Annotated in this window: 16 protein-coding genes (1 of these 16 running past the window's edge); 8 read left to right on the top strand and 8 right to left on the bottom strand. The window is 69.9% G+C overall.

Annotated features, from left to right (window positions below):
• Positions 1–59: 59 nt before the first annotated feature.
• On the top strand, positions 60–2,225 hold the full coding sequence (locus tag HJG44_RS18015; protein WP_171219716.1) for a glycoside hydrolase family 3 N-terminal domain-containing protein: 2,166 nt from the start codon (positions 60–62) through the stop codon (positions 2,223–2,225).
• A 108-nt stretch (positions 2,226–2,333) separates the two neighbouring features.
• A complete protein-coding gene (locus HJG44_RS18010) occupies positions 2,334–3,548 on the top strand; it encodes an ABC transporter substrate-binding protein (RefSeq protein WP_171219715.1) in 1,215 nt (404 codons plus the stop codon).
• A 35-nt stretch (positions 3,549–3,583) separates the two neighbouring features.
• On the opposite strand, the gene HJG44_RS18005 is transcribed toward HJG44_RS18010, so the two are convergent.
• Entirely contained in the window at positions 3,584–4,756 is a 1,173-nt protein-coding gene (locus tag HJG44_RS18005; protein WP_171219714.1) for an aminotransferase, read from the bottom strand.
• A 19-nt stretch (positions 4,757–4,775) separates the two neighbouring features.
• A complete protein-coding gene (efp, locus tag HJG44_RS18000) occupies positions 4,776–5,342 on the bottom strand; it encodes an elongation factor P (RefSeq protein ID WP_346767199.1) in 567 nt (188 codons plus the stop codon).
• 105 nt (positions 5,343–5,447) lie between these two features.
• Between efp and epmA the strand changes: the two genes are divergently transcribed.
• Positions 5,448–6,518, top strand: coding sequence for an EF-P lysine aminoacylase EpmA (gene epmA / locus HJG44_RS17995; protein ID WP_171219712.1), 1,071 nt, complete (start codon positions 5,448–5,450; stop codon positions 6,516–6,518).
• Positions 6,515–7,606: a lysine-2,3-aminomutase-like protein gene (locus HJG44_RS17990; protein ID WP_171219711.1), complete on the top strand. Its 1,092-nt coding sequence runs from the start codon at positions 6,515–6,517 to the stop codon at positions 7,604–7,606. Before epmA ends, HJG44_RS17990 begins: the two co-directional genes overlap by 4 nt.
• Here HJG44_RS17990 and HJG44_RS17985 read toward each other — a convergent pair.
• Positions 7,563–8,783: an extracellular catalytic domain type 1 short-chain-length polyhydroxyalkanoate depolymerase gene (locus HJG44_RS17985; protein WP_246736342.1), complete on the bottom strand. Its 1,221-nt coding sequence runs from the start codon at positions 8,781–8,783 to the stop codon at positions 7,563–7,565. The genes HJG44_RS17990 and HJG44_RS17985 overlap by 44 nt on opposite strands.
• 363 nt (positions 8,784–9,146) lie before the next feature.
• Between HJG44_RS17985 and HJG44_RS17980 the strand changes: the two genes are divergently transcribed.
• Complete coding sequence (locus HJG44_RS17980) at positions 9,147–10,019, top strand: sulfurtransferase (protein ID WP_171219710.1); 873 nt, start codon at positions 9,147–9,149, stop codon at positions 10,017–10,019.
• Positions 10,020–10,484: 465 nt separating this feature from the next.
• Positions 10,485–11,708, top strand: coding sequence for an alpha/beta hydrolase (locus HJG44_RS17975; protein WP_171219709.1), 1,224 nt, complete (start codon positions 10,485–10,487; stop codon positions 11,706–11,708).
• A 13-nt stretch (positions 11,709–11,721) separates the two neighbouring features.
• Here the strand turns inward: HJG44_RS17975 and HJG44_RS17970 are convergent, their stop codons facing one another.
• The 3 genes from HJG44_RS17970 to ilvD all read right to left on the bottom strand — a co-directional run bounded on the left by HJG44_RS17970 (position 11,722) and on the right by ilvD (position 15,265).
• On the bottom strand, positions 11,722–12,144 hold the full coding sequence (locus HJG44_RS17970; RefSeq protein ID WP_346767198.1) for a DoxX family protein: 423 nt from the start codon (positions 12,142–12,144) through the stop codon (positions 11,722–11,724).
• Between the two features lie 129 nt (positions 12,145–12,273).
• Positions 12,274–13,164 carry an NAD(P)-dependent oxidoreductase gene (locus HJG44_RS17965; RefSeq protein ID WP_171219708.1) on the bottom strand — a complete coding sequence of 297 codons (891 nt, stop codon included), beginning with the start codon at positions 13,162–13,164 and terminating at the stop codon, positions 12,274–12,276.
• A gap of 394 nt (positions 13,165–13,558) precedes the next feature.
• On the bottom strand, positions 13,559–15,265 hold the full coding sequence (ilvD, locus tag HJG44_RS17960; protein ID WP_171219707.1) for a dihydroxy-acid dehydratase: 1,707 nt from the start codon (positions 15,263–15,265) through the stop codon (positions 13,559–13,561).
• A 73-nt stretch (positions 15,266–15,338) separates the two neighbouring features.
• Between ilvD and HJG44_RS17955 the strand changes: the two genes are divergently transcribed.
• The gene (locus tag HJG44_RS17955; protein WP_171219706.1) at positions 15,339–16,121 is read left to right on the top strand and encodes a TIM barrel protein; all 783 of its coding nucleotides are present in this window, start codon (positions 15,339–15,341) and stop codon (positions 16,119–16,121) included.
• A 2-nt stretch (positions 16,122–16,123) separates the two neighbouring features.
• Here the strand turns inward: HJG44_RS17955 and HJG44_RS17950 are convergent, their stop codons facing one another.
• Positions 16,124–16,741 carry a DNA-3-methyladenine glycosylase family protein gene (locus HJG44_RS17950; protein WP_246736341.1) on the bottom strand — a complete coding sequence of 206 codons (618 nt, stop codon included), beginning with the start codon at positions 16,739–16,741 and terminating at the stop codon, positions 16,124–16,126.
• 47 nt (positions 16,742–16,788) lie between these two features.
• Between HJG44_RS17950 and gluQRS the strand changes: the two genes are divergently transcribed.
• Entirely contained in the window at positions 16,789–17,658 is an 870-nt protein-coding gene (gene gluQRS / locus HJG44_RS17945; RefSeq protein WP_171219704.1) for a tRNA glutamyl-Q(34) synthetase GluQRS, read from the top strand.
• 2 nt (positions 17,659–17,660) lie between these two features.
• Here gluQRS and HJG44_RS17940 read toward each other — a convergent pair whose 3' ends face one another.
• Positions 17,661–19,617, bottom strand: the 3' portion of a protein-coding gene (locus HJG44_RS17940) for a M23 family metallopeptidase (RefSeq protein WP_210261212.1). Its footprint extends 101 nt past the window's final position; the window shows 1,957 of its 2,058 coding nt (coding positions 102–2,058); its start codon lies off the right edge, out of view; its stop codon occupies positions 17,661–17,663.

Below are 19,617 nucleotides of genomic sequence, written 5' to 3'. Positions count from 1 at the left end.
CCGGGCGCACCGCTACATGCCGCCTGCCTCTTCCCGGCACAGGATCGACGTCGACCCGGATGAATCGCACCCAAGCCCTCCTCGCGGCCGCGTTTCTCGCCTGTTGCGCAGCCTCCCCGGAAGCAGTCGCCGACGCCGCTGCCGAGCGCGAAAGCCGGCTGGAGGCGCTGCTCTCCCGCATGACGCTGGAGGAGAAGATCGGCCAGCTGAACCTAGTCCCCTTCAGCCCGACCTTCGATCGCGGCGACCTCGAAAGGGGCCGGATCGGCGCCGTTCTCGCGGTGACCAAACCGCATGAGATCGCGGACGTGCAGGCCGCGGCGCGCCGCTCCCGGCACGGGATCCCGGTTCTCGTCGGCCTGGACGTGCTGCACGGCCTGCGCACCATCTTCCCGGTGCCGATGGCTGAGGTGGCGAGCTTCGATCCCGAGCTGGCGAGGGAGACGGCCCGGCAGGCGGGGCTGGAGGCCGCGGCCATCGGCATCAACTGGACCTTCGCGCCGATGGCCGACCTCGCGCGCGACCCGCGCTGGGGCCGCATGAACGAGGGGTTCGGGGAGGATCCGCTCCTCGGCCGGCTCTTCACCCGGGCCCGGGTGGAGGGTTTCCGCGAGGCAGGCATTGCGACGACTCTGAAGCACTTCGCCGGCTACGGCTCGGCGACGGGCGGGCGCGATTACGACATGGGCGCGATCGCGCCCGGCGACCTTCACGACAGCTATCTTCCGCCGTTCCGGGCCGGGATCGAGGCCGGGTCGGAAAGCGTGATGAGCGCCTTCCTGTCCCTCAACGGCGTGCCGGTGTCGGCGAGCCGCGCGATGCTGACCGGCATCCTCCGGGAGAGCTGGGGCTACCGCGGCTTCGTCGTGTCCGACTGGAACTCCATCGGTGAGCTGATGGAGCACGGGGTGGCCCGGGATGGGGCGGAGGCGGCCAGGAAGGCGCTGCTCGCCGGCGTCGACATGGACATGTATTCAGGGCTCTACGCCGCCCATCTGCAGGACGAGGTGATGGCGGGGCGGATTCCCGAAGCCGCGGTGACCGAGGCCGCCCGGCGCGTGCTGCGTTCGAAGCTCGCCATGGGCCTCTTCGAGCGTCCGGACCCGGATACCTCGCGGGTGGAGCCAGCCCCGCCGAGCCCGGAGGCCCGCGCGCTTGCGCGCCGGGCGGCGCGGGATTCGGCGGTGCTCCTGCGCAACGAGGGCGTTCTCCCGCTGGCGGCGGGGCGGCGCATCGCGGTCATCGGCGAGCTTGGCCGGACGCAGCGCCACCTCGTCGGCCCCCATGCCGCCATGGTGCGCTGGGAGGACGGGGTCTCCGTGCTGGATGGTCTGCGCGGCCGTGGCGATGTAGCGGTCTCCTTCGCGCAGGGCTGCGACATCGCATGCGAGACCGACGCCGGCTTCGCCGAGGCGGAACGGGCCGCCCGGGAGGCGGACGTCGTGCTCGCCGTGCTCGGGGAGGCCAACGAGATGAGCGGTGAGGCGGCCTCCCGCGCCCGCCTCACCCTTCCCGGCCGCCAGGGCGAGCTGCTGGGACGGCTCGTCGCCATGGGCAAGCCCGTGGTGCTTGTCATCATCGCGGGGCGGCCCATCGAGCTCGGACCCGTGATCGATCGGCTCGACGCGGTGCTGATGGCCTGGTTCCCGGGGACGGAGGGTGGCAACGCCATCGCCGACCTTCTCTTCGGGGAGGTCGATCCGGCCGGGAAGCTGCCGGTCTCCTGGCCGCGCACCGTCGGACAGGTTCCGATCCCCTACGATCTGCCGTCCACCGGCCGGCCGCACGATCCGACGAACCACTACACCTACCGCTATGTGGACGAGGAGATCACGCCGCTGTTCCCGTTCGGCTTCGGAAAGAGCTACACGGAATGGCATCTCGGGGAAGTCGATCTGCCCAGGCGCCACCTGTCCAAGGTGGACCGGCTCGAAGTGGCTGCCACGCTGCGCAACACCGGGCGGCGGCACGGGCGGCAGGTGGTCCAGCTCTATGTCCGTCAGCTGCATGGCAGCCGGTCCCGCCCCGCCCGTCAGCTCAAGGCCTTCCGGAAGATCGCCCTTGCACCGGGCAGCGCAGAGCGGCTGACCCTGCAGGTTCCGGTCGCCGAGCTCGGTTTCCATCTCGATGACGGCACCTATGTGGTCGAGCCCGGCCGCTACCAAGTTTTCCTCGGAACCGCCTCCGACGCGCCGGTCGTGGGCGAGTTCGAGGTCCTGCCATAGGGACGACCAGGCGCTTAAGACCTTCGTCGAGCACCCGCTCCCCACTCCTTGACTTGCGGGGCGGGCGAGCGTCTGTCCCGACGCACAAGCAACGGAAGAGGAACGCTCGTGAAACACTTCGCCAGGATTCTCGCCGGCGCCGCGCTGGCCGTAGCGCCTGCACTCGCCCAGGCTCAGCAGGGCCAGGTCTCCGACAACGCCGTCCGCATCGGCATCCTGAACGACCAGTCCGGCGTCTATGCGGATTTCGGCGGCAAGTGGTCCGTCGAGGCCGCCCGCATGGCGGTCGAGGATTTCGGCGGCAAGGTGCTCGACAAGCCCATCGAGATCGTCTCCGCCGACCACCAGAACAAGCCGGACGTCGCCTCCACCATCGCGCGCGGCTGGTACGACAACGACAAGGTCGACGCGATCATGGAGCTGACCGCCTCTTCGGTCGCGCTTGCCGTGCAGCAGCTGTCGAGGGACAAGAAGAAAATCACCATGACGAACGGGGCCGCGACGTCGGACCTGACGGGCAAGGCCTGCACGCCCTATGGATTCCATTGGGCCTACGACACGCGCTCTCTTGCGGTCGGCACCGGCGGTTCGCTCGTCGAGACCGGCGGCGACACCTGGTTCTTCCTGACCGCGGACTACGCCTTCGGCCATGCGCTCGAGGCGGACGTATCCAAATACGTGCAGTCGAAGGGCGGAAAGGTGCTCGGCGCCGTGCGCCACCCGCTCTCCACCAACGACTTCTCCTCCTTCCTTCTCCAGGCCCAGGCCTCGAAGGCGAAGATCGTCGGCCTCGCCAATGCCGGCCTGGACACCAACAACTCCATCAAGGCGGCGGCGGAGTTCGGCATCGTTCAGGGCGGCCAGCGACTTGCGGCGTTGCTCTTCACGCTGGCCGAGGTGCACGGTCTCGGCCTCCAGGCGGCGCAGGGCCTCGTCCTTACCGAAGGCTTCTACTGGGATCTGGACGACCAGAACCGCGAGTTCGCCAAGCGCTTCATGGCGAGGACCGGCCGTATGCCCAACATGGTCCATGCCGGCACCTATTCGAGCGTCCTGCAGTACCTCAAGGCGATCAAGGCGGCGGGAACGGACGATACGGACGCCGTCGCCAAGAAGCTGCGCGAGTTGCCGGTCGACGACTTCTTCGCCAAGGGCGGCAAGGTGCTGCCGAACGGCCGCATGGTGCACGACATGTACCTGTTCCAGGTGAAGTCGCCGGCCGAGTCCAAGGGGCCCTGGGACTATTACAAGCACCTCGCCACGATCAAAGGCGACCAGGCTTTTGCGAGCCTCGCCGAAAGCGGCTGCAACGTGAGCTGGTAGGGCGGGAGAGCGCCGGACTTCCGTCCGGCGCCTTCTCACAATGCGAGCGGATCTCTCAGCCGGCCTGCCACCTCGGCGATCCGCTCCGCCTCCACATTGGCGAAGGCGAGGCGAAGATAGGCGTCCTGGCCCGGCCCGAAGGCGGAGCCGGGCAGGGCGATGACTCCCCGCTCCGTCGCAAGCGCCTCGGCGACGGCCATGGCGGACCGGCCCCGATACGGGTGCCGCACATAGGCGAAATAGGCGCCGCGGCTCGACATCTCCCAGTCCGGGAGCGCCGCGAAGGCCGCCTGCGCCGCAGCGCCGCGCTCGTTCATCAGGGTGCGGTTGCCCTCGCGCCACTCCCGCAGCGCCGGAATCGCCCAGGCGAGCCCCGCCTGGCCCGCCCGCGCGGCGCAGATCTGCACGCAATCGAGGATCTTGGTGAGCTGGCCCAGCATGGCGCTCGAGGCCACGACCGCGCCGAGCCGGTAGCCCGGCACGCAATAGCTCTTCGAGAAGGAATAGAGCTGGACCAGGTGATCGCGCCAGGAAGGATCGGCGAAAAGCGCGTGCGGGCGGTCGAGATCGCCTGGCCGGAAGTCGCGATAGGTCTCGTCGAGCACGAGGGTGATGCCCCGCTCGCGACAGAGCCCGGCGAAGCGGGCGATCGTCTCGGGCGGATAGACCGCTCCGGTCGGGTTGTTCGGCGTGACGAGCAGGACCGCCTTCACGCGATCGGTCAGCAGCTTCTCCGCCGCATCCGGGTCGGGCACGAAGCCGTCCTCCGCCTGGCAGGGCAGGGGCACGACCTCGATGCCGAGCATCGCGGCGTTCATCTGGTGGTTGAAGTACCAGGGGACGGGCAGCATCACGGCCTCGCCGGGCTTCGCGAGCAGCATGGTCGCCGCAAAGGAGCCCATATTGGCTCCGGTCGTGATCGCGACCTCTTCGGGGCGGACGTCGCCGCCATACAGTCCGCTCAGGTCGGCCGCGTAGGCCTCGCGCAGCGCGAGGTCCCCGGTGATCTCGCCATAGCCGAAGCTCTCCGGCTGCCCGGCGGCTTCGGCCAGCTTCCGCACGAGATCCGGATGGGCCGGATAGCCGGGCACCGCCTGGGTCAGATCGATCAGCGGCCCGTGCCGGCCGTCATACCGAGCGGCCCAGGCGCGAGCTTCCGGGATGGGCGGCGGCGCGACGCCTGCAACCAGCGGGTTGAGCGGAACCACGCCTCGCGCCCGGTTCGGCTCAGTCCTTGGCGCGTTCGACGTAGGAGCCGTCCGCCGTCATGATGACGACCCGCGTCCCCGCCGAGATATGCGGCGGGACCATGGTGCGCACGCCGTTCGAGAGCAGGGCCGGCTTGTAGGAGGAGGATGCCGTCTGCCCCTTCACGGTCGGCTCGGTCTCCACGATCTCGAGCGTCACGCGCTGCGGCAGCTCGATTGCAATCGGCGTTCCGTTATGGAGGGAGAGCATCACGGCCATCCCCTCCTGCAGGTAGGGAGCCTGGTCGCCGACGATGTCCTCCGGAACCGCGACCTGGTCGTAGGTCTCCGGATTCATGAAGTGGTAGCCCTCGGCATCATGGTAGAGGAAGGTATGTTCGCGGTCCTCAACGAAGGCGCGCTCGACCTGCTCGGTGGTGCGGTAGCGCTCGGAGACCTTCACGCCGTCCGAGATGCGGCGCATGTCGAGCTGGGTGACGGGGGTGCCTTTGCCGGGGTGGATGTTCTCGGCCGTCACGATGACGTAGAGCTTGCCGTCGACCTCGACGACGTTGCCCTTCCGGAGGGACGAGGCGATGACCTTCACGGGACTGATCCTTGCTGTGTGAGCGGCGCGGCCGGACGGGCTTGCGGAGAACGGTTGGGCGCCCGTTAGCCGATATCTCCCGCCTTCGCCAGTGACCGGGCCGGCATGAGGGAAGCCGCAACGGGCCGGGGCGCCTGGTGGGCGCGGGACCGGCATCTGCGCCGCCGCCCCTTCCTTATCGCGCGGAACCGCATCGTCGCCGCGGTCCGGCGCTGGTTCGCGGCGCGGGGCTTCGTGGAGGTGGATGCGGCCGCCCTGCAGGTTTCGCCGGGCAACGAGGCGCATCTTCATGCCTTCGCCACCGAGGCGGCGAGCACGGCGGGCGAGCGACACCCTCTGTATCTCCACACGTCACCCGAATTTGCGATGAAGAAGCTGCTCGCGGCCGGCGAGGAGCGGATCGTCTCGCTCGGCCATGTCTTCCGGAACCGCGAGCGCGGCGCGCTGCACCACCCCGAGTTCACGATGCTCGAATGGTATCGGACAAACGAGGCCTACGATCTCGTCATGCAGGATGCGGCCGAGCTCGTGCGGCTCGGGGCCGAGACGACCGGCCGAGCCGTTGCGGTGTTCCGCGGCCGTAGCTGCGACCTGACGGTCTGGCCCGAACGGGTGAGCGTCGCGGACGCGTTCCGCGACCTTGCCGGGATCGACCTCCTGGCGACGGTCGGGGCGCGGGAGACGGACCGCGACGCTTTGGCAGGCGCCTGCCGGGCTGCCGGGATACGCATCGCGGAGGACGATACCTGGTCCGACATGTTCAGCCGCGTCCTCGTCGAGAAGGTCGAGCCGCGGCTCGGCGAGGGGAGGCCAACCTTGCTCGACCGCTATCCCGTCGCCGAAGCCGCGCTGGCTCGGCCGGCCGCAGACGATCCCCGCGTGGCGGAGCGCTTCGAGCTCTATGCCTGCGGGGTCGAACTCGCGAACGGGTTCGGCGAACTGACCGATCCCGCCGAGCAGCGCCGCCGCTTCGCGGCCGAGATGGACGAGAAGGCACGCATCTATGGCGAACGCTACCCGGTGGACGGGGACTTCCTCGCCGCACTCGCCGAGATGCCGCCGGCCTCCGGCGTGGCGCTCGGGCTCGACCGTCTCGTCGTGCTGGCGACCGGAGCGGAGCGGATCGAGGACGTGATCTGGACGCCGGTCGCAGAAGCTGACATCGGGCCACGATGAACCGTACCCTCCGCCGGCCGGGCGACCTCGTCGAGGCGGGACTCGCCGCACCGGAAGACCTCGCCCGGCTCGAGGCCGTCGCGGCGCGCTACGCCGTCCAGATCACGCCCGCGCTGGCCGAGCTGATCGAGCCTTCCGATCCCGCCGATCCGATCGCGCGGCAGTTCGTGCCCTCGGCCGAGGAACTCGCTTCCCGCCCGGAGGAGCTCGCGGATCCGATCGGGGACGAGGCGCATTCGCCGGTGGAGGGAATCGTCCACCGCTATCCGGACCGGGTCCTGCTGAAACCGGTCCATGTCTGCGCCGTGTATTGCCGCTTCTGCTTCCGGCGCGAGATGGTCGGGCCGGGCAAGGCCGAGGCGCTCTCGCCGGAAGACCTGGAGCGCGCGCTGGACTACATCCGGGGGCGGCCGACGATCTGGGAGGTGGTCATGTCCGGCGGCGATCCGCTCGTCCTGTCGCCGCGGCGGCTCGGCGAGCTTGTCGCGGCGCTCGCCGGGATCGAGCACGTGCGGGTCTTGCGCATCCACACCCGGCTGCCGGTCGCCGATCCCGGCCGGATCACGCCTGGGCTGGTCGGGGCGCTGAAGGCGGCCGGCAAGGCGACCTGGCTCGTGCTGCACGCCAATCACGCGCGCGAGCTGACACCAACGGCCCGCGCGGCCTGCGCCCGGATCGTCGATGCCGGTATCCCGATGCTGAGCCAGTCGGTGCTGCTGCGCGGCGTCAACGACGATCCGGCCTCGCTCGAGGCGCTCCTGCGCGCGTTCGTCGAGGCCCGGATCAAGCCCTATTACCTGCATCACGGCGACCTCGCGCCGGGCACGTCGCATCTGCGTACGGGCATTGCGGAGGGCCAGGAGCTGATGCGCGCGATGCGCGGCCGGGTCTCGGGCCTCGCGCAGCCGACCTATGTGCTCGACATTCCGGGAGGGTTCGGGAAGTCGCCCCTCGGCCCGAACTACCTTGCCGAGGAGGACGACGCCATCCTGGTCGAGGACTGGCAGGGAGGCCGGCACCGCTATCGCGATGGCGGCGCGCCGCTCAGCGCTTCACGAGCCCGGCGGCTTGGAAGGCGTTCTGAATGACCCGCAGCACCTGAGGCGGAAGCGAGGCAGGCACGCCGAACGTCTCGGGGTCGAAGTGGCCTCCCTCCTGCCTCGTCTCTCGGCGAGGCGGCAGGATTTCGCCGTCCAGAGCCTCCCGGCCCGACGATGCGACCTGTGCCCGGATCGTGGGCTTGCTCCGGATCGCCGTGTGGCCGGCGGCCTCCTCGGTCAGGCCGAAGAAGCCGGCGATGTGATGGGTGGACGAAATGCCGACATCCAGCATGAAGGCGCCGGCCGCGCCTCCCTCCATGTCGCCTTCGCCGACTGCGAGCGGGGTGCCATGCCCCATGCCGGCAATGTCGAAGGACTCGATCACCTCCGCCCCGGACGCGTCGTGCCAGACCTCGCGCGAATTCCCTGCGAAGAAGCTGCGCTCGTCCGGCGTGATGGGCAGTCCGTGAACGTTCGTCCATTGCTTCACGAGTTCCGCCGCGTTGCCGGGCTTGACCACCTGGTCGGCCGCTCCGTGCCAGATCGAAATTCGAGGCCAGGCCCCCCGATGCGGGGAGGCCGAGCGGACGAGGTCACCCCATTCGGAGGCCGGCCGGTTCTGGCCCTGGAACATCGCGTTCAACGCTTCCTGGACATTGCCGGCTGCGCCGTAAGGCAGACCCGCGATGATCGCGCCGGCGGAAAACAGCTCGGGATGCGTGGCGAGCATCGCGGCGGCCATCGCGCCGCCCGCGGAAAGCCCCGTGACGAAGATGCGTGAGCGGTCGATGCCGTGCTCGGCGGCGGCTGCCTCGATCATCTGACGGATCGATTCCGCCTCACCCGAGCCCCGCGCCGTGTCGTGCGGCAGGAACCAGCTGAAACAAGCCTTCGGGTTGTTTGCCTTCGTCTGTTCCGGGAAGAGCAGGACGAAGCCGTGCCGGTCCGCGAGGTCCGACCAGCCCGCTCCGTCGTTATAGGCGGCCGGACTCTGCGTGCACCCGTGGAGGACGACGACGAGCGCCGGCGACGGCGCGAGCTGGTCCGGCACGTAGGTGAGCATGCCGAGATTGCCTGGATTGGTCCCGAACGAGGCCACCCTCGTCAAAGCCGTTCGCGGTTGGGCCGGGCCAGGCGTAGGGGACGTATCCACCCTGCGCAGAAGGTCCTCCATGAGGTTCCGGCCTTGGGCGAGCCGGGACAGGTTCGAGGCTAGTCCGCGCATCGTTCGAATCTCCTGCACAGCTGTCATGCTGCGCCGCACAATGAAATATGTTGCGCAACGGCAGGATGCGAGGGACTGTTCCGTCGCTGTACGGTTTCTAGCGCCAGGCGAGCAGCTTCCGCTCCGCCTAGGACAGGGCCGTGCCGCTGCTGCCCGCCAGCCCGAGGAGCGCGACGGCTCCGAACAGCCGCATCGCGCCGCGGCGCGAGCGCATCCAGCTTGTGTCCAAGGCGTACTCCCGGAAAAGCTTGCGGGAGGCGTTAAGGCGCGCGTGCCGGCTCGGCAACCAGGGCGCGTCGTGCGAGGGCCGTTGCCGGAGCGCGGCGGGTGCGGCATGGCTGCGGGCAGAACGAGGAACGCCCGATGCCGACCGAGACCGCCCCGGCCCTGATCTCCCCCGACGAACTCGCCGAGCGGCTCGGCGTGCCGGGCCTCGTCGTGCTCGATATCCGCTCGGCCGGCTATGGTGGGGGCCGGCAGGCTTTCGATGCCGGGCACATCCCGGGCGCGATCCACTCCGATTACGTGGCGGACGGATGGCGGCAGCAGAAAGGCGCGGCCGCCGGCCTGCTGCCCGATCCGGAACGCCTGTCGGCCCTGTTCGGCAGGCTCGGCATCAAGCCGGACAGCCATGTCGTGATCGTGCCGGCCGGCATGTCGTCCGGCGACTTCTCGGTGGCGGCACGCATCTTCTGGACCTTCCGGGCCGCCGGCCATCGCCGCCTCTCGATGCTGGATGGCGGCTGGGAGGGCTGGGCGAGTTCGGGCAAGCCTGTCTCGATCGAGCCGACGGAGCCGCAGCCGACCACCTATCCGGTCACGATCCACCCCTCCGTGAGGGCGACGCTCGCCGAAGTGGAGCGCGCGGTCAGGGAGGGAGGTGCGCTCCTCGTCGATGCGCGCGGCCCGAAGTCCTTCACCGGCGAGGAGAAATCGCCGCAGGCCGCGCGGCCTGGACGGCTTCCCGGCTCCATCAACATCGAAGGAGCGCAGGCCTATGACAGCGCACGTCATGGATTGAAGGAGAGGGCGGAGCTGGAAGGCCTGTTTGCGCCGGCAGGGCCGGGCCCCGTCGTCACCTTCTGCAACACGGGCCAAGCCGCCTCGACCGACTGGTTCGTCCTGGCCGAGGTGCTCGGCCGGCGGGACGTGAAGCTCTACGACGGCTCGATGTCCGAATGGACCGCGGACCCGGACCGTCCGGTGGAGACGGGGCCCGTCCTCAACCGCAGCTGAGCGGAGGTCGTTTGGCCGAGCGGCTCTTCGGGGTTACTTTACCGACGCGAAGGGACGTCGATTCTGCCTCGACCGATCAGATCATTCGCGGCCGCTCTGGCCCTCCTGCCTGGGCTGGGCGCTGGCGCGCTCCGGGCGGATGAGGAGCAGCCGCTCCGGTTCACGGTCGGGCCGTCGGGGGCCGAATCCGGCAACCGGGGAGAGGAGACGCTGGATCAGAAGCTCGCGCGGCGGGATCGCTTCCGCTTCATCTGCGTCGGCTGCATCCGCGTGCCGGGGCAGGTGGACGGTTCGAGCTTCCGGCCTATCGAGACGCTCAATGCACCGCAGCTGACGCGTGCGCTCGCGCCACCTCCGCCCGACGTGCCGCCGGAGGAGCCCGAACCCGCGCCGCCCTGAGGTGCGGACCGCGCCGCGCGACAAGCTCGGCCGGGGGCGCTATCCTGTTGCGCGATGGGGAACTCGATGAAGCGGGCGTTTCTCGCCGCGGCCTTGGCCGGATCGCTGGCCGGCTGCGGGACGCGCGCCCCCGATGCCCTTCTGCCCGTCTCCGCCCAGGCGGTCGGGGCGACGCGTGTTCCGATTCTGGTCGCGACCACCCGGAAGGCTCTTCCCGGCGAGCCCGGGCTCCTCTTCGGAGGCGAGCGGTCCCATCACGTGTCCTACCGCCGGATCGACGTCTCCATTCCGCCGGCCCACCGGGTTGGCGAGGTCGAGTGGCCGGACAGCTCTCCCGGCGATCCTGCCCGCCATTTCGTGACCCTGCGGTCCGACCCGCTGAATGATGCGGGCTTGCACAGCTCCGTCCGGGAGATGGTCCGCCGCTCGGGCCAGCGCCGCGTCCTTGTCTTCGTGCACGGCTACAACAACCAGTTCGACGACGCCGTCTTCCGCTTCGCGCAGATCAAGCACGACAGCAGAGCGCCCGGCGTGGCCGTGCTCTTCACCTGGCCGTCCCGCGGCCGGCTCCTCGCCTATCCCTACGATCGCGAGAGCGCGACCTATTCGCGGACCGCGCTCGAGCGCCTGCTGACCGAGCTCTCGGCGGAGCCCGCGATCACGGATATCGACGTGCTGGCCCATTCGATGGGGAATTGGGTTACCTTGGAAGCGCTGCGCCAGCAGGCGATCCGCAAGGGCCGCGTGCCGGCGAAGATCCGCAACGTCATGCTCGCGGCCCCGGACATCGACCTTGATGTCGCCCGCACGCAGGTCCAGGATCTCGGGCCGAACCGTCCCAAGATCACGCTGTTCGTGGCGCAGGACGACAGGGCGCTCGCCTTCTCGCGCCTGTTTTGGGGCAGCAACGTCCAGCTCGGCGCCATCGACCCCGAGGTGGAGCCTTACCGAAGCTCGCTCGCCAAGGCGAACATCACCGCGGTCGATCTCACCCGCATGCGCTCCGGCGATCCGCTCCACCACGCGACCTTCGCCGAATCGCCGGAGGTCGTGCGCTCGATCGGTGCGCGGCTGGTGGCCGGCCAGACGGTCGGCCAGGACGAGAGCCTGGGTGAGGGGATCGGGCTCGTGGTGGGCGGTGCGGCGCGCTCGCTCGGGGCGGCGGCGACCGCCGCCGTTTCCGTTCCGGCCGCGGTTGTCGATCCCGCCAGCCGCCGCAACCTGGAGGAGACTTTCAGGGCGATCGTCCCGGGCGCTCACGATCCTCGCGAGGATGTCGCGACGGATTGAGCGCTCGAAGCGCCTAGGCCCAGGCGGGCAGCTTGCCGTCGCGGCGGAGCTTCGCGTCGAGGCTCCAGGGGCCGGGGCCGGCAAAGACGAAATACAGGAAGATGAAGCAGTAGAGGATCGCGGCATCGCCGCCGTTCAGCGTCGGGTAGAGGTTTCGCGGCGCGTGGAACATCCAGTATGCGACGGCCATCTCGCCCGACAGGATGAAGGCGACAGGGCGCGTGAAGAGCCCTGCCATGAGCAGAAGGCCTCCGACGAGTTCCAGGATCGCGCCGATCCAAAGCAGGGAGAAGACTGCGGGAAAGCCGTTCGGAGGCGGAGCCGGGAAGCCGAACAGCTTCTGGGTTCCGTGCAGCAGGAAGATGAGCGCCGCTACGATGCGCACGACGCTGAGCACGCGCGGCGCCCAGGCGGCCCCGTAGGTAGAATCGATCACGTGACTGTTCCCGGTTTCGGTCCGCTTGTGATCGGGGGAACCGGGATTACGGTCAAGCTCCGGCCTTTGCGCCCGTGCAATCCCGGCCTTGCGCAACGGCGCGGAGTGAAGGCCGCGATCTGGCGTCCCTCAGCGTTGCGCCGCCGCTTCCCCGAGCTTGTAGAGCTCGAGCGCATCCGCCTTCTCGCCCCGCGTTGCGGCGAGGAGGCGGAAGAGCTGGGCTGCGAGCGCCGCCATGGGTGCCGGCGTTCCGGTCTCGCGCGCGGCGTCGAGCGCCGAATCCAGATCCTTCAGCATCGTATAGGCGTGGCCGAGCGGCGGGTCGTGGATGCCGGCCGCCATGCGCGGCACGAACAGTTGCAGCGGCTTCGAATCCGCGAAGCCCCCGGCGAGGGCTTCGGGCAGCCGGCACGGATCGATGCCGGCATTCGCTGCGAGCCGCGTCGCCTCGGCGAGCACCGCCATCGTGCATCCGACGACGATCTGGTTGCAGAGCTTCGTGGTCTGGCCGGAGCCGAGCGGGCCCATATGGGTGAGCCGCGCCGCCATCGTCATGATGTGAGGCCGCGTGCGCTCGATATCGGCCGCCTCGCCGCCGGCCATGATGGCGAGCGAGCCTTCCTCGGCGCCTTTCGTCCCCCCGGACACAGGCGCATCGACCCAGCGCATGCCGTTCGCCGCTTCCAGGCGGCGGGCAATCTCGACGGTGGCATCGGGCCGGATCGACGAGAAGTCGACGACGAGCTTGCCTCGGCCCGGGGCGGCGCTCAGGCCCTCAGGCCCGAACACCACCGCCTCGACGGCCGCGCTGTCGGTGAGGTTGAGAAAGACGATCTCGGCGGCTTCGGCGACCTCGGCCGGGTTCCCCGCGCGCTTCGCGCCCACCGCCACGGCGGCTTCCAGCTTGTCAGGCGAACGGTTCCAGACGGTGACGGTGCGCCCGGCGGCGAGCAGACGCCGGGTCATCGGCCCGCCCATCAGACCGAGGCCGATGAAGCCGAGGGGAGTCGGGTCCGCCATGTGGAGGTGCAGTCGTGCGGCCAAGAAGCTGGGGTTACGATAGGCCGGCCGTCAACGCGAAGAATGCCCTTTCCGCCGCTCAACGGGTCGGTCTGCAAAGAAATAGAGCGCGACCGCAATGATCACGGCTCCGACGGGAGCGATGTAGAGCGAGGCAATCTGCGCCCAGGTCATGGCTCCAGCTTCCTTAAGACGCGCCTTGCTCCAAGATGTAGGCCTGCGCTGAGGCAAACGCAAACGCACGTCAGGATCCCGATCGGCGCCGCCGCGCCCGCCTGAGCCGCGCCGCTCACGAGTGCCGCGACCGGCGCTAGTCCGCCCACGGCGAAAACCGCGATCGCGAGGCCATTGAGATACGTCGCCGTGAGCTTGACCCGCTCGTTGTGAACGAGGCTCACAGCCCCGCCTCACCGGCCGGGTTCGTCCAAACCGCCCTTCCCGCATGCGTCACCGCCCCGTTTTCCGCGCCGCCGACGAGGCGGGCGTACTTTGCGAGCAGCCCGGCCGGATGGCGGGTCGGCTTCGGCGTCCAGGCGGCGCGGCGCCGGGCGATCTCGGCGTCATCGACCAGGAGGTCCAATGTCCGCGCCGCCCCGTCGATGCGGATGCGGTCGCCGGTCTGGACGAGCGCAAGCGGCCCGCCGATTGCCGCCTCCGGCGCGATATGCCCGATGCACATGCCGCGGGTCGCCCCGGAGAAGCGGCCGTCCGTGAGCAGCGCGACCTTCTCGCCCATCTGCTGGCCGTAGATCAGCGCCGTGACGCCCAGCATCTCGCGCATGCCGGGCCCGCCGCTCGGCCCCTCGTAGCGGATGATTAGCACGTCGCCGGCCGCGTAGGCGCGAGCCCGGACCGCGAGCGCGCAATCCTCCTCCGAATCGAACACGCGGGCGGTGCCCTCGAACAGCGTCGATTTCAGCCCGGCGACCTTCAGGAGAGCGCCGTTCGGGGCGAGATTGCCCTTCAGGACGACGAGCCCGCCATCCGGCCGGATGGCCTCCGCGACGGGGCGGATCACCGTCCCGTCCGGCCGGGGCGCCGCCCCGTGCTCCTCCTCCAGAGTCTGGCCCGTCACGGTCAGGGTCGAGCCGTCGATGAAGCCGCCGGAGATCAGCTCGCGGATGATGATCGACACCCCGCCGAGGTCGTAGACATCCTTGGCCAGGAAGCGCCCGCCCGGGCGCAGGTCGCCGATCAGCGGGGTCCGGGCGAAGACCTCCGCCACGTCGTCGACCGTGAACCGGATCCCGGCCTCGTGCGCGATGGCCGGGATGTGGAGCGCGGCATTGGTCGAGCCGCCGGTCGCGGCGACGATGGCGGCCGCGTTCTCCAGCGAGGCGCGGGTGATCAGGTCGCGCGGCAGCGGGCCGCCGCGTACGATGTTCTCCATGACGATCGCGCCGGCGCGCTTTGCGATCTCCAGCCGCTCGGAATAGACGCCCGGCGCCATGGAGGAATTGGGCACGGTCAGCCCGAGCGCTTCGGACACCATGGCCATGGTATTGGCCGTGAACTGCCCGGCGCAGGCACCGAAGGTCGGCTTGCAGACCCGCTCCATCTCATCGAGCACGCTCTCGTCGAGCGCTCCGGTCATCACGGTGCCGACCGCCTCGTAGGCGTCCAGCACGGTCACGTTCCGGCCCGCATGGCGGCCGGGGAGGGCGGAGCCACCATACAGGAAGACGCCCGGCACGTTGCAGCGCACGAGACCCATCATGGCGCCTGGCAGGGTCTTGTCGCAGCCTCCGAAAGCGATCAGCCCGTCATAGGCATGCCCGTGCACGACGGCCTCGATCGAATCGGCGATCAGCTCCCGCGACACGAGAGAGAATTTCATGCCCTCGTGGTTCATGCCGATCCCGTCCGAGATGGAGATCGTCGTGAACTCGCGGGGCGTGCCGCCGGCCCGGGTCACGCCCTCCTTCGCGGCGTCGGCCTGCGGCCCGTGCGTCATGTTGCAGGGCGTGACCTCGCCCTTCATCGACACGACCCCGACCATCGGCCGGGCGATGGCCGCATCGTCCAGGCCCATCGCGCGCATGAAGGCGCGGTGCGGCGTGCGTTCGATGCCGTGCCGCGTGACGTCAGACCTCAGGCGCATCGGATTCCTTGTTCCTCGGAAAGGGCGGCGTTATCGGATGTGAGGCAAGTCGCCGCAAGCGGGCCGGGGGTCGATGCAGCTCGTCGCGAATCTCACCCTGATGTTCACGGAGGTGCCGTTTCTCGATCGCTTCGCCGCGGCCGCGCGGGCGGGCTTCGCGGGCGCGGAGGTCCAGTTCCCCTACGAGTGGAGCACCGAGGAAATCCGCCGGGCCGCCGGCGACCTGCCCATCGTACTGATCAACCTCCCGGCCTCCGACGGCCGCGGTGGCAACGGCCGGGCAACGGATGCAGGCGCGCGCGACGCCTTCGCGCAGGGAGTGGAGCAGGCCGTGCGCTATGCCGAGGAGCTCGGCGTCAGCAAGGTCAACCTGCTGGCCGGTCCTCCACCCATCGGGCAGGACGACAGGACGACCGCCCGCGTCTTCTCGGACAACGTGGCGCTCGCCGCCAGGCGTTTCGAGCGCGCGGGGGCCGAGCTGATGCTGGAGGTGATCAACCCCTTCGACGTGCCGGGCTTCTGGCTCGACAGCCTCGACAAGTTCCTCCGCTTCTATGCCGGGCAGGGCGACCCGCGGATCCGCCTGCAATTCGACCTCTACCACATGGCCCGGACCGAGCCCGATCTGGTTGCGGCGATCCGGCGTGCGGGCGAGCTCATCGGCCATGTGCAATTCGCCGACAATCCCGGCCGGCACGAGCCGGGCACGGGCGAGCTCGACTTCAAGGCTGCATTCGGCGCGCTTCGCGCCGTCCATTACGACGGTGCTGCCGCCGCCGAGTACCGTCCGCTGGGCCGGACGGAAGACGGGCTCGGCTGGATGAAGGAGGCGCCGGCCTGGTTCGGGCGGGGGTGACCTCAAAGCGCGAGCACACCTTCGCGGCTCTTGATCCGCCGGTAATGCGCCCAGAGCAGCCCCGCCGCGACGCCGCGCCATGGACGCCAGCGCTCGGCGATCGCGGCGAGCGCCTTCGCGTTCGGCCGGGCGGGCAGGCCGAGCAGCGCGCGGACGGCTTCCTGAAGCGCAAGGTCGCCGGCCGGGAAGACGTCCGGATGGCCGAGGCAGAACAGGAGGTAGATGTCGGCCGTCCATGGCCCGATCCCCGGGACGGCGGTCAGCGCGGCATGCGCCTCGGCCGCCGGCATGCCGGCGAGGCTCGAGAGGTCGAGCCTGCCCGCCAGGATGGAGGCGGAGATCGCCCGCAGGGTCCTGAGCTTCGGCCGCGAGAGGCCCGCGCCCAGGAGTTCGGCATCCGACGCGGCCGCGATCCGGGCAGCGGAGAGGTCCGGGAACGCGGCCGCAAGGCGGGCGAGAATGGCCCGTGCGCTCGCGGTCGAGACCTGCTGGCCGACGACGATCGAGAGCAGGCCGGCAAGCCCGGGCTCGCGCCTGCGCAGGGGCGGCCGCATTCCCGCTGCGACAAGGCGCGCCAGGTCCGGATCGAGCCGGCAGAGCTCCGCCAGCCCGGTCGCCATGGCTTCCTCCGAATCGAGGCGCCCGCTCATGCGGCGAGGCCGCGCCGATGAGCCCGATCCTGCGCTTCGCGCCGAGCCCGAACGGGCGGCTCCATCTCGGCCATGCCTATTCCGCCCTCCTCAACGACGCCGTCGCGCACCGGCTTGGGGGCATCTGGCTCCTGCGCATCGAGGATATCGACCTGGTCCGTGCGACGCCGGAGAACATCGCGGGAATCGAGGAGGATCTCGCCTGGCTCGGCCTCAGCTGGCCGCAGCCCGTCCGCAGGCAATCCGGACACATGGCGGAGTATCTGGCCGGTGCCGAGAGGCTGCGCCGAGCCGGCCTCCTCTATCCGTGCGGGTGCAGCCGGAGCGAGATCGCCGCGACGGTAGCGGCGTGGGAGAGCAAGACGGGCGGGAGATGGCCGCGCGACCCTGACGGGACGCCCCTCTACCCGGGTACCTGCCGGAACCTGCCTCGGGCCGGGCGCGAAAGCCTCCTTGCTGCGGGAGGACGCGTCGCCTGGCGCATCGACATGGCGGCCGCGAGCGCCGCGGCCGGCCCCGTCTCCTGGCGCGGCTTCGATCCGGACGGCCGCGACTGGTCCGTCGCGGCGCGGCCGGAGCGCTGGGGCGACCTGGTCCTCGTTCGGAAGGAGACGCCGACGAGCTACAATCTGTCCGTCGTGCTCGACGACGCCGCGCAGGGCGTCACGCATGTGGTGCGCGGCGTCGATCTCGAAGCGGCGACCGACATCCACGCGCTGCTCGGACGGCTCTTCGACCTGCCCCGCCCGCTCTACCACCACCACGCGCTCCTGACGGACGAGGGCGGCCGGAAGCTCTCGAAGAGCCGCAGCTCGGTCTCCCTGGCGGCCCTCCGCGCCGCCGGCGAGTCCCCGGAGGACATACGGCGCCGCCTCGGCTTCGGTTGAGCTCAGCCGCGCTGCGCCAGCCGGTTGGGCGAGGCCTTCTGCATGAGCTGGTCGATCTGGTCGCGCTGGCGGCCGAACTCCACGAGCGCCCGCCCGTCGAGCTCCCGTCCGCGCGGGACTCGGATCTTCATCGGATCCACGAAATGGCCGTTCACGATCACCTCGTAGTGGAGATGCGCGCCCGTCGAGAGACCCGTGGAGCCGACATAGCCGATCACCTGTCCCTGCCGCACCCGCGCGCCGGGCGCGATGCCGCGCGCGAAGGAGGATTGGTGGTTATAGGCCGTGACGTAGCCGTTGGCGTGCTGGATCTCGGTCCTGCGGCCATAGCCAGAGTCCCACGCCGCCTTGATCACGGTGCCGTTGCCGGCCGCGAAGATCGGCGTCCCGACCCGGGCGGCCCAGTCGACGCCGGTATGCATCTTCGCGTAGCCGAGGATCGGATGGTAGCGCGTGCCGAAGCCCGAGCTCAGCCGCGCCTCGACGACCGGCTTGCGGATCAGGAACTTCTTCAGCGAGCGGCCCGCGTCGTCGAAATAGTCCACCGAGCCGTCCTCGCCCTGGTAGCGGTAGACCCGGTGGGTGTCGTTCCCGAGCGTGATCGTAGCGGACAGGATCTCCAGACGATCTCCGCCCTCGTCGTCGGTCGCGTAGAAGATCTCGAAGCTGTCTCCCGGCGCGACCCGGCGCTGGAAATCGACGTCGTAGCCGAAAATGCGGACCAGCTCCTCGACCGTCTGCCGGGGCAGCTCCTGCTTGAGCGCGGTCTCGTAGAGGCTGTTGTAGAGGGTGACGCCGCTTCCCTCCTGCTCGTCCTCCTCCTCTTCCTCGCCTCCGGCCCGGCCCTGGGCGCGGGCCGCGCTTTGCGTCTGCGGCGGCGTGACCGACACGAAGGCGCCGCGGTCGTTCATGGCCGAGATCGCCTCGATTCCGCGCTCGCCGAAGAGGATCGCGCGCACGAGGCGGCGAGCCTCGCCGGGGCGAGGCGGCGGCGCGAGGAGGAGACGCAGCTGCATCCCGTCCACCGGCCCGAGCTGACGGTCGCGTCCGACGAGCGTGGCGAGGATCGCGCGGACATCGTCCGGGCTTGCGCCGTTGGCGCGAAGGACGCTCTCGAGCGTCTCTCCCCGCCGGATGGGAACCACCCGCTCCTCGAAATCGACCTCCGCGGATTTCGGGCCGGATTTCGGTGCCTCGGTGACGTTCTCCGGAACGACCCGGACCTCGATCGAGCGGAAGGGGGCCTGCAGGGCGGCATCACCGCCGGGAAGCACGGGCACGGCCGCGGCGGCTGGCATGCGGCCGAGCATCCGCGACAGCATCGCGGTCGAGGGCAGCGGGGCATTGGCGCGCCGGCCGGCCTCCGCGCGCAGCCGCGCCTCGTCTTCGAGCTGGAGCACCACCTGCTCGTCGCTCAGGCCATGCTGCCCGAACTCGACCGCGAGCGTCGAGAGTTCGCTCTTCACCACCGACACCTCCGCGTCGGAAGTCTCCGGCGGCGGTTCGAAGCCGCGCTCGCCGGGAGTGTCAGCGAAGAAGCGCAGCGGATTGAAGGGTGGGATGTCCGAGGCGTAGACCCCGCTCGTCAGGGAGAGGTTCGTGGCGATGCGCACGAAGTTGCGCACCTTGATCACCTCGCGGTCGCCGGCGCGCAGCGTCATCGGCGTGCGGAAGCTCTGCTTGGCCGACGCCACCATTTCCGTGCGGACGAGCTTGTCGGCTTTTCGGGCGGCTCCGGCGCCATCGCCGCGCGAGGCCAGAGTAGGGGCTCGCTGGGGAAGGTCAGCGAAGGTCGTCTCTCCCTCGGAGGAAACGTAGATCGCGGAGCCGAGAAGAAGCCCGCCCATGAGGCCGATGAGGACGCAGGCGCCGAGCCAGCGGAAGCTCACGGCGTGACGGCCGCCCGAGGCGGCAGCCGGGACGGCCGGGTCGAGCGGGGGCTCGTTCCCGAAGCTCGCA

Source organism: Enterovirga aerilata (assembly GCF_013044135.1).
GTDB classification, from domain to species: Bacteria; Pseudomonadota; Alphaproteobacteria; order Rhizobiales; family Beijerinckiaceae; genus Enterovirga; species Enterovirga aerilata.
The sequence above is the reverse complement of the archived record's forward strand: the minus strand, read 5'-3'. Positions and strand labels throughout refer to the sequence as shown.

Bases quoted from the DNA above. Each gene is read 5' to 3' on its own strand.
- gluQRS (WP_171219704.1), top strand. From the start codon at position 16,789: ATGAGCCCGATCCTGCGCTTCGCGCCGAGCCCGAACGGGCGGCTCCAT.
- HJG44_RS17975 (WP_171219709.1), top strand. From the start codon at position 10,485: ATGAAGCGGGCGTTTCTCGCCGCGGCCTTGGCCGGATCGCTGGCCGGC.
- HJG44_RS17990 (WP_171219711.1), top strand. From the start codon at position 6,515: ATGAACCGTACCCTCCGCCGGCCGGGCGACCTCGTCGAGGCGGGACTC.
- HJG44_RS17985 (WP_246736342.1), bottom strand. From the start codon at position 8,783: ATGCGCGGACTAGCCTCGAACCTGTCCCGGCTCGCCCAAGGCCGGAAC.
- ilvD (WP_171219707.1), bottom strand. From the start codon at position 15,265: ATGCGCCTGAGGTCTGACGTCACGCGGCACGGCATCGAACGCACGCCG.
- HJG44_RS17965 (WP_171219708.1), bottom strand. From the start codon at position 13,164: ATGGCGGACCCGACTCCCCTCGGCTTCATCGGCCTCGGTCTGATGGGC.
- epmA (WP_171219712.1), top strand. From the start codon at position 5,448: ATGAGGGAAGCCGCAACGGGCCGGGGCGCCTGGTGGGCGCGGGACCGG.
- HJG44_RS17955 (WP_171219706.1), top strand. From the start codon at position 15,339: ATGCAGCTCGTCGCGAATCTCACCCTGATGTTCACGGAGGTGCCGTTT.
- HJG44_RS17980 (WP_171219710.1), top strand. From the start codon at position 9,147: ATGCCGACCGAGACCGCCCCGGCCCTGATCTCCCCCGACGAACTCGCC.
- HJG44_RS17950 (WP_246736341.1), bottom strand. From the start codon at position 16,741: ATGGCGACCGGGCTGGCGGAGCTCTGCCGGCTCGATCCGGACCTGGCG.
- HJG44_RS18015 (WP_171219716.1), top strand. From the start codon at position 60: ATGAATCGCACCCAAGCCCTCCTCGCGGCCGCGTTTCTCGCCTGTTGC.